At 45.6% G+C, this 17,778-nt stretch carries 19 protein-coding genes and 1 pseudogene; 3 read left to right on the plus strand and 17 right to left on the minus strand.

The window, feature by feature from the left end; genetic code table 11:
• Both L1285_RS19130 and L1285_RS19135 read left to right on the plus strand, forming a co-directional pair.
• Window positions 1–711: an ABC transporter ATP-binding protein gene (locus tag L1285_RS19130; protein WP_235413764.1), complete on the plus strand. Its 711-nt coding sequence runs from the start codon at window positions 1–3 to the stop codon at window positions 709–711.
• Complete coding sequence (locus tag L1285_RS19135; protein WP_235413766.1) at window positions 704–3,130, plus strand: ABC transporter permease; 2,427 nt, start codon at window positions 704–706, stop codon at window positions 3,128–3,130. The genes L1285_RS19130 and L1285_RS19135 overlap by 8 nt, the downstream gene beginning before the upstream one ends.
• Window positions 3,131–4,162: 1,032 nt before the next feature.
• Here the strand turns inward: L1285_RS19135 and L1285_RS23925 are convergent.
• The 17 genes from L1285_RS23925 to L1285_RS19215 form a co-directional block, all read right to left on the minus strand.
• Window positions 4,163–4,849, minus strand: a complete 687-nt coding sequence (locus tag L1285_RS23925; RefSeq protein WP_328285062.1) for a helix-turn-helix transcriptional regulator — start codon at window positions 4,847–4,849, stop codon at window positions 4,163–4,165.
• 764 nt (window positions 4,850–5,613) lie between these two features.
• Window positions 5,614–6,192 (minus strand): hypothetical protein, encoded by a 579-nt coding sequence (locus L1285_RS19145; protein WP_235413768.1) that lies wholly within the window; start codon window positions 6,190–6,192, stop codon window positions 5,614–5,616.
• A 108-nt stretch (window positions 6,193–6,300) separates the two neighbouring features.
• Window positions 6,301–6,438: a hypothetical protein gene (locus L1285_RS19150; protein WP_235413770.1), complete on the minus strand. Its 138-nt coding sequence runs from the start codon at window positions 6,436–6,438 to the stop codon at window positions 6,301–6,303.
• Window positions 6,439–7,132: 694 nt separating this feature from the next.
• Window positions 7,133–9,316, minus strand: a complete 2,184-nt coding sequence (locus L1285_RS19155) for a winged helix-turn-helix domain-containing protein (RefSeq protein WP_235413772.1) — start codon at window positions 9,314–9,316, stop codon at window positions 7,133–7,135.
• 662 nt (window positions 9,317–9,978) lie between these two features.
• A complete protein-coding gene (locus L1285_RS19160; RefSeq protein WP_235413774.1) occupies window positions 9,979–10,149 on the minus strand; it encodes a hypothetical protein in 171 nt (56 codons plus the stop codon).
• A gap of 14 nt (window positions 10,150–10,163) precedes the next feature.
• A complete protein-coding gene (locus L1285_RS19165) occupies window positions 10,164–10,343 on the minus strand; it encodes a hypothetical protein (RefSeq protein ID WP_046006626.1) in 180 nt (59 codons plus the stop codon).
• Window positions 10,344–10,497: 154 nt separating this feature from the next.
• Window positions 10,498–10,656 carry a hypothetical protein gene (locus tag L1285_RS19170; RefSeq protein WP_235413776.1) on the minus strand — a complete coding sequence of 53 codons (159 nt, stop codon included), beginning with the start codon at window positions 10,654–10,656 and terminating at the stop codon, window positions 10,498–10,500.
• Window positions 10,657–10,810: 154 nt separating this feature from the next.
• A complete protein-coding gene (locus L1285_RS19175) occupies window positions 10,811–10,969 on the minus strand; it encodes a hypothetical protein (RefSeq protein ID WP_235413776.1) in 159 nt (52 codons plus the stop codon).
• 154 nt (window positions 10,970–11,123) lie between these two features.
• Window positions 11,124–11,282, minus strand: coding sequence for a hypothetical protein (locus L1285_RS19180; protein ID WP_235413776.1), 159 nt, complete (start codon window positions 11,280–11,282; stop codon window positions 11,124–11,126).
• A gap of 104 nt (window positions 11,283–11,386) precedes the next feature.
• A complete protein-coding gene (locus L1285_RS19185; protein WP_235413778.1) occupies window positions 11,387–11,593 on the minus strand; it encodes a hypothetical protein in 207 nt (68 codons plus the stop codon).
• A 111-nt stretch (window positions 11,594–11,704) separates the two neighbouring features.
• Window positions 11,705–11,881, minus strand: coding sequence for a hypothetical protein (locus L1285_RS19190; protein WP_235413780.1), 177 nt, complete (start codon window positions 11,879–11,881; stop codon window positions 11,705–11,707).
• Between the two features lie 27 nt (window positions 11,882–11,908).
• Entirely contained in the window at window positions 11,909–12,829 is a 921-nt protein-coding gene (locus L1285_RS19195) for an ATP-grasp domain-containing protein (RefSeq protein ID WP_235413782.1), read from the minus strand.
• Between the two features lie 18 nt (window positions 12,830–12,847).
• Window positions 12,848–13,027 (minus strand): hypothetical protein, encoded by a 180-nt coding sequence (locus tag L1285_RS19200; protein WP_235413784.1) that lies wholly within the window; start codon window positions 13,025–13,027, stop codon window positions 12,848–12,850.
• 997 nt (window positions 13,028–14,024) lie between these two features.
• Entirely contained in the window at window positions 14,025–14,126 is a 102-nt protein-coding gene (locus L1285_RS19205) for a bacteriocin (RefSeq protein WP_235413786.1), read from the minus strand.
• A gap of 1,552 nt (window positions 14,127–15,678) precedes the next feature.
• Entirely contained in the window at window positions 15,679–15,813 is a 135-nt protein-coding gene (locus tag L1285_RS23695) for a hypothetical protein (RefSeq protein ID WP_268836167.1), read from the minus strand.
• Window positions 15,814–15,826: 13 nt separating this feature from the next.
• Window positions 15,827–15,979, minus strand: a complete 153-nt coding sequence (locus tag L1285_RS19210) for a hypothetical protein (RefSeq protein ID WP_235413787.1) — start codon at window positions 15,977–15,979, stop codon at window positions 15,827–15,829.
• Window positions 15,980–16,145: 166 nt separating this feature from the next.
• The gene (locus L1285_RS19215) at window positions 16,146–16,283 is read right to left on the minus strand and encodes a hypothetical protein (protein ID WP_235413788.1); all 138 of its coding nucleotides are present in this window, start codon (window positions 16,281–16,283) and stop codon (window positions 16,146–16,148) included.
• A 351-nt stretch (window positions 16,284–16,634) separates the two neighbouring features.
• Between L1285_RS19215 and L1285_RS19220 the strand changes: the two are divergent.
• Window positions 16,635–17,654 (plus strand): annotated as a pseudogene (locus tag L1285_RS19220) (IS256 family transposase); the annotation flags it as partial.
• Between the last annotated feature and the right edge of the window lie 124 nt (window positions 17,655–17,778).

The following is a 17,778-nucleotide window of genomic DNA, read 5'->3' on the forward strand; positions in this document are numbered from 1 at the left end:
ATGATAAAACTAGAACAAATTAACCGGGTTTTTCGCACCTCAGAGGTCGAAACCACGGCACTACACAACATTGACCTGCATGTGGAGCAAGGAGATTTTCTTGCCATCATGGGACCTTCGGGTTGCGGAAAATCAACCTTACTTTCTATTTTGGGCATGCTAGACAGCCCCACCAGCGGCACCTATCGATTTGCAGATCAAGCCATTGAGCGCTACAGCGAACAGCAACTGGCAGAGCTTAGAAAACGCCAGCTGGGCTTTATATTTCAGAGCTTTAACTTAATTGATGACCTGACCGTAGCGCAAAATGTTGAACTGCCTTTGATCTATCAAAAGGTGGCTAAAAAACAACGTCAGGAACAAGTACAGGCCATGCTAACTCGGGTCAATCTGGCCCACCGTGCCGGTCACCTGCCGCAGCAATTGTCGGGAGGTCAGCAGCAACGTGTCGCCATCGCACGCGCTTTAGTGTGTAACCCAAGCCTGATCCTCGCCGATGAACCAACCGGTAACTTAGATTCACAAAATGGCGAAGAAGTGATGCAGCTTTTGCAGCAGCTCAATCGAGACGGCACCACCATAGTGATGGTGACACACTCGGAGCAGGATGCCTTATACGGCAACAAAACGGTCCGGCTACTGGATGGTGAAATAATCTCGCATGAGCGCCCAGCGGCTCAGCACAGCGTGCCGGAGGCAGCGTATGCTTGAACTCTATCTGATGGGCGCACTGAGGGCCTTTTTACGGCAGAAGTTTCACCTGCTGCTTAACGTCACCGGGCTGGCCATCGGGCTGGGCGCGGCGTTATTAATCGCACTCTATAGCCAGTTTGAACTCAGCTATGATGACCACCAGCCCAATGCCAGTCATGTTTTCAGGCTAGAACAAAGCTGGCCCTCTATGGGCCTGGACGCGCCTGTGTCTAGCCCACTGATGGCTGAAGAATTTACCAAACTCAATGATATTGAAGCCGCATTCTACCTGCTTAATCTGAGCCAGCGTCATGGCAGTGATATCCTGATCCGCGGCCAACAGCAAAAGTTAGACAAGGTATTCGCCGCCACGGATAACCTCACTCAGTTTATTGCTTTGGATATACTGCATGGCGAACTCGCGCCTGCGCTGACACAACCGGCCAAGCTCGCCCTGTCGCGCACCCAAGCGATCCGTCTGTTTGGCCAGAGCGACGTGATTGGCCAGACATTGGTACAAGGTGATATTACCTGGAGTGTGGTTGCCGTCTTTGCTGACCTGCCAGACAACACCCACTTTGATTTTAATGGCCTTGCCGCCATGACCCCGTCACAGGCCGGGAAGCCTGCATTGCAAAGCAATGATGCCTATGTCTATCTGCGCACCCGGTTTGATGACTCTGCACAGCAGCCGCGCACACAGCTCGAACAAGTGCTCACGGAGCAATACAACGAGATGGTATACAAGGGTAAAAACATGGTGCAGGTGACACTGTTGCCCCTGCTGGATATCCACCTGTATGGTCATTCCCGGTTTGAATTCAAAGCCAATGGCTCTGCCGATAATGTCCATATCAGCATTGGCCTGAGTATCTTGCTGATCCTGGTTGCCAGTTTTAACTTTATTAATATGAGCACCGCAAAGGCGGCGCAGCGCGCTAAAGAAGTGGGCGTCAAAAAGGCGCTGGGTGCCTCACGTTTTCAGCTGATGCTGCAATTCTTGCTGGAATCGGTGCTCATCACCCTGATCGCCGGTTTACTGGCTCTGGTATTTGTCGAGCTCGCACTGCCCTGGTTTAATCAGCTGGTTGATAAGTCTTTGTCACTGACCTTTACCCTCCCCTTTATTGCGCTGTTTAGTGCGACCATAGTAACGGTGGGTGTTATTGCGGGGTTATACCCGGCCCTGTTTATCGCTTCATTTGACGCAAAACGCGTGCTTAGTGGCGATCTGCAACGTGGCGCTACGGCCATTTGGGTGCGTAAGTCCTTACTGGTTGCACAAGCCGCTCTATCTATTACCCTGATCATCGCAACCTTTGTGCTTTATCAGCAACTAGTCTTTCTCACCACGCTCGACACCGGCTATGCCAAAGAAAACCGTCTGGAGATCCGCGCCCTGAATGCCACTGAAGTATTTAACAGCCGCTCTGCGTTGACGGATGCCCTGCAACGCCTGGACGGTGTCACCAGTGTTGGCGTCAGTGACACCGCGCTGACCAGCAGCACCAATACCTCGGCGCGATTAATCTGGCCCGGTGCCGATCCCGCTAATATGCCCATCCCTTTTATTGGCACCGGCTACCAGACGGTCGAGAACCAGGGCCTCACCTTGCTACATGGTCGGGACTTCAGTCGCCAGTTTAGCAGTGACTGGTATCAGCAAGGCGATGAGTCGCAGCCCAGTGCCAGCATCATTATCAGTCGTGAGATTGCGATGCAGGCTAATCAGGTGGATATGGACAGCCTTATAGGCCAGACCTGGCGCGTGGTGGTAGGCAACCAAGAAGGTCAGAGTATCCGTGCAAAAGTCGTTGGGATTGTGGAAGACATTAAAATTGGTTCCTCTCGCGATGCATCGTCTGCGCTGTTCTTTATTTGTGGTTACAGCCGCATGTCGCAGGCCAATCTCGTGCTGGCGCATACCCGAACCGACCTGGCACAATTGCGTCAGGAAGTTCAGAGCGTGTTGCAACAGCACCTTGGTGTAGTCGGTGCCGATATCGAGTCAATCTCTAAGCGCTATCAGCTGCTTTATCAGGGAGATCAGCAGGCATCTAAGGTGATCTTCACCTTCACCGCGCTGGCCATTGTCCTGACTGTCATAGGTATTTTTGGTTTATCTTCTTTCAGTGCCCAGCGTCGCAGTAAAGAGGTGGCCATCCGCAAAGTATTAGGCGCCACGCGCCCTCAGCTGATCAACTTATTGGCCATGGAGTATATCAAGTTAGTGCTGGGCAGCGCGCTCATCGCCTTTCCGCTGGCCTATTGGCTGGTCAGCGACTGGCTCACGAACTTTAACGAGCGTGTTGCACACCCCTATGCCATTTACCTGATCGCAGCCGCCCTGGTGGGCACTATCACCTGGCTGACCGTTGCCACACAGGTCTTTAAAACGGCCAGTACCAAACCCTCTGCAGCGCTGCGTTACGAATAAAGCGCTCAGCCAACCAAATCATGATTGTAAAGGGGTTCACAGCAATGTGGCCCCTTTTTTCCTTTCCTGTCAGCACCTGACACCAACCGCTTAATGCAGTCACTTCATTCGGGCGCACATCGCTTGCGCGTACGTACAACTGCCGCAGGACACTCACAGTTCTGGCAGCTGGACACATTGCCTGTGTTTATGCCCAAGGTTGATGTGCTGAGTAAGGAAAGTTTAACCCGTTAGGCCGGACCTATTCCTGGAGCTGATTGAGCATAGATGTACTGAACTAAACCTCCTGCGCAAGCATGGACGGCGCTAACGGTGTCCGGATTTATTGAATCACACCCCTATGCTGTGTCAGGACATCAAGCGCTGCCGTTGTCAGCCAGATTTATACCCGTTTTCTATAAGACGATAGCTGCTCAAGCAAATGCCTATCAAGCCACCCGGCCTGTAATGTGATAATTTGCTCTTCGCTCGCCAGGCACTGGCAACTTCCCCCGCATCGCGCACGCTTTCATACTGCGACAAGTACGACAATCCTTACCGGTGTGATAGGGCTCAGTATCAAAAAGGGGCTAAGTGCTGTGAGTGTGATACGACTCGGATCATTCGCTTTAGATGCTGGGTAAACTTGTCGCTAAGGAGACACTGGTTTTGAGCGCCAAGTGTTCAGGACGAGGAAATGAAAGGCCAAAAGTGAACGGTTGGCTTCGCTTCTGTGGAGTCGATTTTAGCTGCCTCGTCGTACACAAACGACAACACTGATCCACGGAGTATTTGCCGGCGGATCAGCCAGTGCACGACACCCGTACGATAGTGCGCTAACAGGACACTTCGCACGACAATTGGTGCTTAGAGATCAAATAAATCCCGTTTCGTATCAGTGGGGAGCAGGCTGCCCGGTTGGGATTCCGACGGCCCTACACCCCAAATAATTTCTTTACTTAATTTTTTATTTCCAAACCCGAACATGGTTATCTCCCTGGTCTGTATCGCTCTCAGCAGGTGGCATACAGCCGTAAAACTTACGCACAAAAACTAGATTAAGTTATTGATAATACATTTAACAATGGCTTGTTGACGATTAGCACTTTGGGTTTTTTCTATACAGTTTGTGAGATGGAAATTCACCGTGCGCTCTGTAATACCCAGGATCTGGCTGATCTCCCAGGATGTCTTGCCTTCTGAAGCCCACAACAGACAGTCTCGCTCTCGCTTGGTGATCGAGAGTCTGACGGTTCGGCAACGCAAAGCCGCGTTGAGCAAGTAGGGTGACAAAAGCGTCCAATACCAATCAATAGATTCAATGCTACTTTGCTTTGCAACATCTTCAGGAATATTAAACACCAGTCCACCCACTATCCCAGATACGCCGCGCAAAGGCAGTGCGTAAAGGTTTTCAAGCTCATCCGCATGAGCCAGTAAGTTCGACATAGCAGCAATGCGTATACCCGACTTAAAATGACTATACATCTTAGGCGTATCCAGATGGCTCTCTAGTGTGGTGTGGTAATGACCGTATAAGTTCATGTCGTATACTGTGGTAGACATAGGCATGAAATCAACAAAAGCCAGGCACTCATAGCCTGACTGTGAGGCTATTTCCTGTAGTGCACCAGACAGTTGATCACCTTGTTCTATCGCCTCAAACTGCTCAATAGACGACTTCAGTACATGGTTACTGGCAAACAGGTCATGTGCATAATGTTCGAGTTGTGCTTTCATTGGCGGCTCCTTACGGATCAAGTAATTGCAAGTGGTGTTGTCAAATCAATCTAGTCTCTATACTGCGCCACTAAAAGGTCTTGGTCAAAACTGAGAAAACAATCACATTAGCTTTTATTTCAATTACTTGAGAGATTTCATTATGAATAAAACGAACTCTGTATGTATTAATAAGAGTCTATATTGAAGCCTCTTTCGCCCCTTATTTTTCAGCCATTTTATACTGCTGTCTGAACCACTCAAAATAGTGGCCTGAAAACACCACAACGCGCCTACGTCGCTGACAGCGTTCAATGGCATACAGGTACAAAGTTGGACGGCCGATATTGATTTGGTTTAACAGAACACGAGTTTTGGATCCGCATTATCCGGCTACCCGCTGTTTACCAATTTCATTGCGATACGACTGAAATAGATAAGCCTGTAACTGAACAACCCCACCGGTGTATAGCCGCAGTGCCGGTCGAAGTGCCGTCACCATCACGAGTGCATAAGCGAACCTCTCTCATGTACTGTCGCTAACACATAATCGTTTAGATAGAGGATCTTGACCGCTGCGCGTTTTAATTCTTAGTCGTGGTAGCAGAATGAAGGCTGTACCTGGTGCACATTTAATTGCACCCGATGCGGGATACCTGGCGATACCATCTGGCACAGTATTAATGGTGTAGTTGCTTGTATTAAGAGAAAAAAGGGCAGTGATTCATGGCAACTACAGAGGATGCAGAACAACATGGGACTTAAATGCCGCGATGCGCGCCAATTCAGTCAACAGCGTGTGTTTCAGACGCCAATTGAATGCTGTCAGCCAAACAGGCATGCCGTTCTGTGTACAAGGCAAGTTGTGGCTTCTGACTGAGTGATTTTAGATCGGCATAGTCACCGGCCTGCACATGCGTTGAAACCAGCAAGCTCGTTTGTGTTACTTCGTCAACACGCATAGGCCATGCTTTTGCCTGCTCACATAACCAAACCGTCTGCTGCGGATGAATATCAGGCACAGAGAACTGTTCAACCAATTGGTGCTTGGCCAGTATACGCGCAGAGCGGATAATAAACAGTATCTCACCCGCCATCACTTGATACCCAGGTGACAATTTATCGCTGACATAATCAATGTAACCGTCGGATTTAGATATCAGCGCGTGACTTTTATCGCCGTGCTCTGGCTGGATGGTCACGAGGACCGAGCCCTTATCGACCCATGTACCATTTGCCACTTGAGGGGCGGCCAAAATGGTCACGGGATCTCTGGAGTAATAAAACTCACTACTGGGCTCTTGCAGTGTTAACTGCCCTGCAAGCACCCCGGCAGCCAGCAGAGGACATGTCATATTCAGCAATGTTTTTTTCCTTGTGTATGGGCATCACAACAACTACGCGCTGCAAGCATGGTTGCTTTTTATCGATAAAAGACTCGTTTGCGCAATGTGATGCAGAGGTTTTGCGTCTCAAGCCCTTTGCTCTGAATCAACAGTGCCAGTAAAAGTCTCTGTGTTAGTGCCACCCGCAATGGCGCGTGTTTCTTTAGCACCTAAGCGCTCTTGTTTAGACAATGTTTTTAGCTTTTTTGTTTTTAGTGTAAGCATTGTGAAGCTCCTGCTGTTTGGGTTAGTTGTGCGATTGAAACTGTGTTGTTTCGTTACTAACTACCTTAGCCAAGCCATCGCAAATTCGGTAATTATTAAATCTTATCTTACCTCCAGCACCACTTTTTAACTTATTGTTATATATGCGAATAATGGAGTGTAAGAATTGCTGCGATTGCCGAATAATTCCATTTTGGACAAAAAATCAAGAGATCTATGTGGATTATCCGTTTCACAGCACACTGAGCCTGGCAAAGCAGACAAAGGATCAGACTACGACAAAACTGCCACCGCCCTTATTAAACGAAGAGGGTTGCCAGAGCAACGCGACTTACAGGGTGACGCCGAAGTTCACACCCTGAGGGGAAAGAAAAGCTCAAGACAAATCAGGTTTACCGCCGTGCACAGCGGGTTCATACTCATCTGGAATGGGCTCATGTACAGGTAATGAGATAGACAGGTGCGCTTATTACTGGATACAGGCATTACAGCGCTAGTTTTGAAACAGAATACGGCGACCATCACATAGCAAACATGTGATGGCCTCGTCTAAAACCAGACACTCAACTCTTTTGCGCTGACCTGGTTAGAATACACAGCTCCTGAGGGAGCAGCCGGGCAGGATGTCATGCTTTGCTGTTGAGTGGCCGCACGACTTTACCGTCCATAATGAGCGACAGCCTGAACAGACATGTCACAATGACTCCGTCTCTTTCAACGTGACTTTAATCAACTGATTTTCCACAACCTCAATCAGATCCAGGATTAACCCACCCCGCTTTTGAGAGTATTTCATATTACTGATCACATATTTGGAGGTATCTATATGGTAAAACTCAGAGATCACTGACGGTGTACTAAAATCCAGCTTGTAGATGGTTTCACCGTCAGAATGGTAGATATCCCCTTCGCCAATAGCGAGCGTGTGTTTATACTTCACCTGCGGCAAATCAATGGTTTGGGTTATCTCTCCCGACTGGATATTGTAAAGTACAACTTTATCACTGGAAGACAAAGACACCAGGTGCTCGTCATCAAGACGCCCTATCCACAACGAATCCGATGTTGGCAGTGGCGTGACTTTTTTATCTGTCAGAGAATAGCTAAACACCCGGCTTTTCACTTTATGATCATCGACCACCACATAACCCAGCTCATGAGGTCCGATAAACTCGGCTGCCACTACGACCCCATCGGCATGAATACTGTCAGCTAACGTCATATCCGACCGCTTATATACTTCAATTTTGTCCTTATACTGGAGTAATAAATGATCACTGGCTGAGTTATAGCGCAACGCAGTGTAACTGTCTTGTGGCAGCGCCAGCGGCACAATTTGACCATCAGATTGCTGCTTTCTCACGATGCGCTGATCCCCCTGACGCGTCAGGAATAAAAATTCGTCACCCACCTCTGTGGCAGAGGTGTCTTCCAGTGGACTCGAAATAAGCTCTGTCAGAGCGAGAGTCTGCTGATCCAATAAGAATACATCTGCCTGAAAAGGGTAACTCACCATCAATAAGGTATTGCTATCCAGTATCTGTGAGCTCGCATATTGCTGTGCAGTCTGAAGTTGCTCAACACTATGTAGTCGTTGCTGCGCCAGAGAAAAGCGGTATAGCTGATTTGCGGTATTATCAAACCAGCTGACCAAATCCTGTTCAGCATTATAGTTTACGGCCCAGATCCGGTTTGCCGACTCAAACAACTTAACCTGATTGCCACCGTCCAAATCCGTCATATACAGCTCGTTGGATTCATACTGTCTGCGCTCAAACAGGATCACCTGCTTCTGAGCAATATATGTTAAAAAACGGTCGCCATAAGAATTCAGGTTAGGTGAGGTAATTTGAAACTCATCACCGCTGCTCAGATCGCGACTCGTTAATACAGACAACTCATCGCGGTTGCGATAACCACTTTTGGAATAAACAAAGCGCCCTGCCGACACGCCACCACCCGTTGTATAGTGCAGCGTGCAATCAAAAACATGGCGGTTGCTGGTAATAAAATCTGCACTCAGTTGCCACACCTGACACTGATCTTCACTCACAGCCCGATAATAAATAAAGCTGGAATCAACCGACCACCCGACCGGGAAGTAATTCACACCCGGGTTGCCAATGCGCTTCTCATGCCCACTTTCCAGAGACTTCACCACCAGCGCATAGTTTTTGTTATCTGACTGAATAAAAGAAAAGGCAACCTGTTGTTTATTGGGAGACAGGTTGAGCGTGGCATAACGACCAGGTAACCAGGAAAGCACACTTTCTTCTATTTTACTGCGGGTCAGTAAATGAGACTCTTGGTTTGTTGTAAACAGGCCTGCCGGTAGGATATACCAAGCCAGTGGAGCCAAGATGAGGAGTAAAGGTAGTAACACATAACGCCACCGCAGCGCACGTTTGCCATGATTATCAGCTGTTGCAGTATGCTGCTGGGTAGAAAGTACAGGCTGCTCAGGCAAAGTGGAGGGGGTGTTTGAGTCAGTATTGGCCGCTGCGTAAGACGTCGACGGTTTTTCAACATGCTCATAATAAACAATTTCTGGCTCAAGAAAGAAACTATACCCTTTACGGTAATGCGTCTTTACAATCGTACCTTTTTGCTTTTCAGACTTAAGGATCTTTCGCAATTCTGACATTGCACGATTGATCGCGTTGTCATCGACATAGTGTTGCGCCCAGACATCTTCTACCAGGTTTTGTCGAGTGATGATCTGCTCATTGTTGATGATAAGGTAGCAAAGCAGTCGAAACAACAGGGGTTCAAGCTCCCGCTCAACCTCTCCATCAGTGATGCTTTGATGCTTTGGATCTAGTATCCAGGCACCAAACCGAACCTCCTTGACCTGCCTTGAAAATCTTACTTCATTCATGGTGACTCATGATCCCATATCCTTTCACCTTATCCCTGACTGAGTTCGGATAGGGACAACAGCGAATGGCAAGTTATTAAATCAGTATGAGTCACATCTTTTAAATAATAGTGACTCTTTCATTTCATCTTCAACGATAATATATAGTAAATCACAAAAACAAAACAATTTAGTAATATTAACGGTGAAGAATCTTCCCGCTCGTTCTTATGGTCAAAACTTAAACCACTGATATATAGAAACATGCTGAGAACTTCACTAATTTAAAAAAATTCCCTTTAAAGGTCCAGCGCTGTCATGATGTAAACAATCTCCTTTGTGACGGACAAAAGCACTCATACATGGTCCATGGTCATCGCGCTGTATCATGACCCTGCAGGTCGCATGATACAGCGCGATGAAAACACAAAAAGGGCTGAATTTACATCCAGCCCTTAACAACAAGTAATTCTGGGTATCTGCCATTTATTAGCAGATAGTGCGTGTTGGGTCGTTAGGATCACCCAGGCCGATGCCGATACCACCTGTGACTGACGCTAATTCTTTAACTGAATTTAACTCTTTCATGTACTTTTCCTTTGATATTAATTGTTTCAATACATCATGTAGCACACATCACGTGGTGCTACAGCTTTTTAAACTCTAACGCCTGTTTTACAGGATTACATCAGCTCAAACGGCGGTAACGGATCATGACCATCCTCGGGAATTGCCATAGTCACGTATATTGGCCCGCCGGTTTCCCCCTCAGCCAGTGTGATATCTATAATTCCCTTACGCAGACCGCCTGTAACCAATTGTTCTTGTTCTTTTTTTAATGAAAAAGGATGCATAGTTCTTGTTCCTCTTACATGATGTCTTTTACAGGGTAAATCGGAGGTAACGGATCGTTGCCATCTTCAGGGATAGCCATAGTAACGCGAATTGGTCCGCCAGTTTCGCACATCCATTGATTGGTGATCACCTCACCGTTTAGACCGCCGGTGACTTGCTCTTGCTGTGTGTTACTAAGTGAAAAAGGGTGCATAGTGTTTCCTTATTAATCTTTAATTTTCTCAGTTGTTATCAACTCTGCGCGTGCTCCGCCAAGCACGACGCAGAGTCATTCAATGTTGGGCATATTGACGCCCCAAAATCCACACCGGACCTACTACTGCATAACCAGGCCCAGCCAGACCAAATTAAAAACGCTCTAAAGGAGGTAGAGGATCGTTACCATCTTCAGGAATGGCCAAAGTCACATAAATTGGGCCACCATTTTCTTCAAGCAGGTCGGAAACAAAGATATTTCCGCCGGTGACATTTTGCTTTTGTGTGTTATCTAGTGAAAAAGGGTGCATAGTGTTTCCTTATTAATCTTTAATTTTCTCAGTTTTTATCAACTCTGCTTAAGCTCCGCCAAGCATGACGCAAAGTCATTCAATGTTGGGCATATTGACGCCCCAAAATCCACACCGGACCTACTACTGCATAACCAGGCCCAGCTAGACCAAATTAAAAACGCTCTAAAGGGGGTAGAGGATCGTTACCATCTTCAGGAATGGCCAAAGTCACATAAATTGGGCCACCATTTTCTTCAAGCAGATCGGAAACAAAGATATTTCCGCCGGTGACATTTTGCTTTTGTGTGTTATCTAGTGAAAAAGGGTGCATAGTGTTTCCTTATTAATCTTTAATTTTCTCAGTTTTTATCAACTCTGCTTAAGCTCCGCCAAGCATGACGCAAAGTCATTCAATGTTGGGCATATTGACGCCCCAAAATCCACACCGGACCTACTACTGCATAACCAGGTCCAGCCAGACCAAATTAAAAACGCTCTAAAGGGGGTAGAGGATCGTTACCATCTTCAGGAATGGCCAAAGTCACATAAATTGGGCCACCATTTTCTTCAAGCAGATCGGAAACAAAGATATTTCCGCCGGTGACATTTTGCTTTTGTGTGTTATCTAGTGAAAAAGGGTGCATAGTGTTTCCTTATTAGGTTAATTTCTCACAGTGACAGCTGCCTTTGCTTTTAACTCCGCCAAGAATAGTGCAAAAGACGCTGACTTATTCATCAGGCCAGTAAATTAAGCTCTACACATCAGTAAGCTTTCAATACACTGAAAATGCTTAGATGGTGCCAGACATGCCTGAGAGTTGCAGGCCAGTGTATCCGGCAGATTACAATCTTGCCCACTGATGGCGGCAAATCCACCTGCGACTTGATTAGTCTGCTTTGTCAGCATTTCGTTAGACGCAGACAGGTTCTTAATTTTTCTCTTTTTCAATTTCATCTTTTTCTCTCTATCAATTAATTAGTATTAAGTTGTTTATACCCTTGGCGATTAATCCGGCCGATTACTCATGACCAGCTCAGGAATTGTGGTAACGGATCATCACCATCTTCAGGAGTAGCCATCTGCGCCAAGGTGAAGATAGAAAAGTGCCAGTAAAAAAGGTGACCATAGGTTACGCAAAGCACTCATATACCGCATTGCATACTGCCACCCAGGCTTCATCTGGGTGTGATATGGTTTATCACCACGCACAGACGACTGAACAACTCTTTCTTGTTCTGCCATTGCTCTTTCCTCACTTAACGCTCAACCTCATCCGTTGCCCAGCATGTAGTCAACTAAATGATCTGTAATAGAAATCCCCGACAGTTTCTCAAACCCGATAAACATCGGGGAAGGGTTCGCTTCCAAGAAGTAATACTCACCATGCTGGTTTCTGCGCCAGTCAATTGCCGTCCAGTTTAAGTGCAGCGTCCGCGCAATTTGTTGTGCTTGCTTTACTATCTCTGCTGGGGTTTCAATCGGCAGTAGTTCCATGTTGGCATCTTCGCGAAAATCAGCTTGCTCACTTCTTAGTTCAACCGAAATGACTTTATCCCCGATGACATAGCTACGTATATTCGTGCCCGCAATAAACTCCTGAACTGTGATTGGTGACTTGGCCAGCGCTTGGGTTACTCGCTGCGACTCCAGATGCGCCTCTGTTAGCAATTCAGTATGTGCGCCACCAAATACAGGTTTAAAGATGGACTGTTTAAGCGCGTTGAACGCGGTTTTGATGTCTTCCAGATTGTTACCAACATAAGTTTTAGGAATACGTACTCCCAGCCGTTTTACTTTAGTCAGCTGAAAGGGCTTCTCTTTATGATGTTGAAACGCTTCCCAGCTGTTTAGCCAGATTGTGTCATTATCCAATAAGAACCAGGTTCTCAGACACGCCATAGCATCCTGAGCCGCGATACTCTCTGGGCTCATGTAGTTTTCTCGTGTAGATTCATCTGAGACACCTGAAAAGCCGCGCCAGAATACCGCTTGTATTTCATCCAGGGTCAACTTTTTCCCGCATGCCAGAGTCAAACTACCGGACTCCTCATCAGGCTCATAACTAAATAGAACCTTACGCGGGAACTCATGCGTAGACAGCAAGTAGGCCTCAAGCCCGCGCATTTTCAGCTTCTCCAGCATGTACTGCGCATGTTCATCCTGCTGTTGTCCAAGTACGATAAATGCCATTCCAGATGCTCTCCAAATTTACATACGGTAGAAGTTTATGTGTTGCTCGTCGCCCATGTTCAAATCGGCGTCGGCAACATTGATAAGCGAACACTCTAAACCTTCGGGCTGAAAGTGGTCGTCCAGGCAGTCACCAATCAGTTGTTGATTTAATAAATAAGATAGTTCTTTGTCTGTATAAAACTTTGTTCTCGCCATTGTGCCTCCAAATACTCAGGCATCATGCGAAATCTCATCTGTATGAATGCCTGGCTAACTGTTCAATATGTTCAAGTTAAATTCCAATTACTAATTTTTGTCTTGCGCTGTAACGCTTTGACGGGATGAATCTTGACATTGGAAATTGCAAAAATCAAAACCACAAAAAAACAAACATAACCCATACTTTCAATAACTTATATAGTTAAGTTATCCTTAGATATGGCTTAATTATGGGCTAAATATGAATACACAATGGGATTGGAGATTCTAATAATGCTCACTTAAACAACAGTTCTACCAAACTCCCTCCAGGTTGTTATCTATGTATGCTGACAGCGTTACATAGCAATCACCCCCAATAAAAAACAGTGGCAATTGGTCCGACTCAGAGACATAGTGCGCGGGCAGTAGTTGTATGATCACACCTATCATGGCTAGAAGGGGCTCTTACTGTCATCTGAAAAATCAGGGAAGTGGACTGGACTGGGGAGGAAAATATATCAAAACGAAGAAGCCGTACAGGCAACCCTATACGGCTTAAAAGAACAATTCAGCTGTGTTTAGCATCATTGTACGTGGTGGTTTGATAAATTATTTTTTACCAATTTGTGGGTAAATAATACAACCGCCTTCAACGATCCCGCCATTTACCAATACCAATAGCTCACTGTTTTTTTCGATAGTTTTCATGTTTTTCTCCTGTTTAAAAAATTAAAGATCACACTCAATTTTTGAATAATCTACTTTTGGCTTGAGTGTACCGCCAGTTATCAACACTGCTTTTTCATTGATCAAATACATAATTCACCTCAAAACTTATTTACCACCCTGAGATATCAACGACCTGCGTATCTTGGGCACTCATTCTTCTTTTATTGTGGGCGTACTTTGTCGCCATGTAATGACGCACCTGCCCTATCAGCAAGAACAAAAGATATACTACTTAGCCACTCACACATTTTGCGCCTGGCTTAATAACGTATGCACAGAGCACTTAGTTACCGTTTTTCTCTCGTTCCATTTTCTCAAGCATCTTGTGAGTCGTGTCACCACCAGAAACCTGAGTCAGTTGCTTTTTCTCTAATACATTGAACATAGAACACCTCATTTAATTGATTACTGACACTCAAATTACTTAAGTGCCTGAAGCCATAATGGGGCAGAACAGAGAGGCAGTCAAAATTAGAAAAAACAAAATAAAATTAAATTAATTAAAGACTTAAACAAAAACCCCTGCATTCAGTAACCGAACAATGAGCTCTTTATATGACCATAACGCGTCAACACATCTCATACACCAGTCCCCCTTGAATTCATCTCTTCTGGATCACCTCACTTGGCTTGTTGCTTTACGTACTCAGCAGGAAAAACAGCAACACCTCACTGAATCTGCGAAGTGAAATACGTGCTGTAATTCCGTCATGACCGAGTTAGAAGAAGCAGTATGCGGTCGCGCCTGAATAACCCACTTTATTAAGAGGCTAGTTGCGCGAACCCGGCTCGTACGACGGAATAAAAACAAGAAGCCGTTCAGATAGCAGCTAAAATGAGATTGCTGCCGCGGCCAGTGATTTAGATATTTATGAATCGCAAATCTATGACTGGCGAAAAAACGTTAGAAAAAGAAAATCGTCACCCAAAGTGAAGCCGAACTCGCCACTGACACACCAACTAGTTTCACGAGTAATCAAGAATAAAACGATTAAACTTCATGTAAATACACTCAGCAGAGTTCAAGGTCTCACGAATAGCTATCACGCTTAACGTTTCGCGCACAGCGTTCTATCGTGGGCTGGAGTTCGGCAAGTTCAAGATTCAGCGAGTGTTTCAATGAAATTAAAAACAATCATGATGCACTGATGATGGGCCTTAAAACGATATACCAAATAGTGTTTGAGAACTTTGAGAGTGATAACAACAAAAAAGAGATGACACAGTGAAGATGGTCATCTTAGCCCGAAGTATTTAAGCCAGGATATTGCTAAGTGACATGGCGAGTTTTGGCGCTGAAGATCCCTGCTATCAACATTCCTTTTGATGACACACGCTCACGATATATTAATTGTCGGATATAAAAAAGGAGCCTATCCGGCTCCTTATTCAACAACATTCTCGCACTAGGGTGAAAAGTAACTGTCCGCCAAAATCGTTACTTTCATGCTCAATACTAGTTAGTTAATTGAGCCTGGCCGAATAGGCCGAGTACAATCATGATCAGGGTCACGGCCACCACTGACCATATCCAAATCACTTTGGTTTAAATACTGCATATAAGCCTCCACGGGTTACAGCTATAAATTACCAATCCTTTACCTGGCAAGGGATTGACGGGTTCTCTATGTGACTTCCACCAGAGACAGTGTTTAATTCATGTATTTGTATCGATTGCATAATCGCCTCCCAGATAGTTGACTGAATACAAGGCCATCAATTGACATCGCGGTCTAACCCACACTGCGATTAACGACTTTCAGACAACACATGTTCACCATCTTTTAGTATTGATTGATTTTCTTTGGATTAGGCCAGTCGCCAGTATCAAAATCGTCTGCAGGATCGTAATCGCACCCACCAGAAACCAGTGTTATTTCAGCGTTTAGCTTGTACATATCTATTCCTCTCTATTCTTTGCAATTAGGAAACGTGATTTAGTGAATTTCATTGAGCACTGGAATGGTGCGATCAACGCCACAATCATGCACAGTATGAGGACAACCCCCAGCGACTTTCATCAAAGTCGCGTCGCTGTTAAGCTCTTTTAAATTTACTTTTTTTAATTTCATTGTTTATCTCCTGTTATACTGGAAACTGTTCACGCGTTTCATTTGATTGACAACCACGGAATGCGCTGGGTTGAAAATCATGCCCACCAGCCACATCTTTGGTCATCGCTGGTGTAAACTCTTCGGCTACTAGCCGTTTCATTACTGTCTTTTTTAAAGTAATCATATGATCTCCTTTGTTAAAAATTCTATCGGTTAATTAGCTTGTCCAGATCAGGAGGAATACATCCACCTTCAGCTCGACCACCAGATACCAGTTCTATATTTTCGATATGCTTCATTTTTTACTCACTCAGTTTGTTCTTGGGGTTGTTGACATGTCATCACTTGTACTACAGCGACATAGAGCAGACGCTTTGGCATGAGTCATCTATCACATCCGCGACTTGTGACCGATTTGCGCCAGCTACGCGTGCAACTTCGTCAAGAGACAAGTTTTTAATGGCCTTTTTATTAATTTTTAAGTGCATACATTTTCCTTTTATCAAACGTCTTTAAACCACCTGGGGAGGCTGTAAAACCAAATCAACGCCCCGTTAGCAGGTACCTGAGTACGGATCAAAATTAACAGCTCGAACACTCAGGGTCAAAAATCCAAAAACCACTTTAAAACCATATATATCAAAATGTTAATCGGAAAAATAATGGTGAGGTATAATAATGGTAACCATCATATGATATTCAGTGTTCTGTCTGTTTTAACAGCAGGTTGAAACAGGCAGAGTCAGCGCACAAAGGATGTGCCCCATGCTATGTGTGCAGGTAGTGTTCAATTTTCTGTGTCATTTCGATAAGTTAAGATAAAAAAAGAGAAATGACCCATGACCACACAAAAATTTGATTTAGATTCTGTATTGAAAGCGCTCCAGGGCGGCAAAAACCTCACTGGTAAAGATGGAGCGCTCACCCCGTTGATAAAACAGCTCACTGAAGCCGCAATGAAGGCTGAGTTGGAAAACCACTTAGCCGAAAGCTCCGAGCCCAGTCGTAAGAACGGTAAATCCACTAAAACGGTCAAAGGGCCCACTGGTGCATTCGAACTTGAGACGCCTCGCGACCAAGCTGGCACCTTCGAGCCGCAGTTGGTGAAAAAGCACCAAACCCATCTGACCGAAGACTTAGAACGTAAGATTCTTGCGCTGTTTGCCTTGGGTAACAGCTACCAGGATATCCGCACTCACATCGCCGATATGTACGATATATCTATTTCCAACGGTACTATTAATACCGTAACAGACAAGCTACTGCCTGAGCTCCAGGCTTGGCGTGAACGTGATTTGGAAGCCATATATCCCATTGTTTGGCTTGACGCTATTCACTACAAGATCAAAGAAAACGGACGTTATGTCAGTAAAGCCATCTACACCATTTTGGCTCTCAACATCGAAGGTAAAAAGGAGCTTTTGGGCCTCTACCTTTCAGACCAGGAAGGTGCACATCACTGGCTAAGCGTGATGACCGACCTTAATAATCGAGGCGTTAAAGACATCCTGATTGCTTGCGTGGATGGCCTCAAAGGCTTCCCTGAAGCCATTGAAACCATTTATCCGAACACAGAGATCCAACACTGTATCATTCACCAGATCCGTAACTCACTCAAATACGTGGCATCCAAAAACCAGAAGGCTTTCATGGCGGATCTCAAATGCGTTTATAAGGCTGCAACCCTGAATGCTGCTGAAATCGCGCTGGACGAACTGGAAGCCAAGTGGGGTGAAAAATACCCTTTGGTCATCAAATCATGGCGCTGTAAATGGCCGACACTCAGCGCTTACTTCAAGTACCCGGATTACGTAAGAACGCCTATCTACACGACAAATGCCGTGGAGGCTGTACATCGGTAGTGTTCAATTTTCTGTGTCATTTCGATAAGTTAAGATGCAAAAAGAGAAATGACTCATGACTACACAAAAATTTGATTTAGATTCTGTATTGAAAGCGCTCCAGGACGGCAAAAACCTCACT

Origin of the sequence: Pseudoalteromonas sp. DL2-H2.2 (assembly GCF_021532535.1) — a bacterium.
Taxonomy (GTDB): domain Bacteria; phylum Pseudomonadota; class Gammaproteobacteria; order Enterobacterales; family Alteromonadaceae; genus Pseudoalteromonas; species Pseudoalteromonas rubra_A.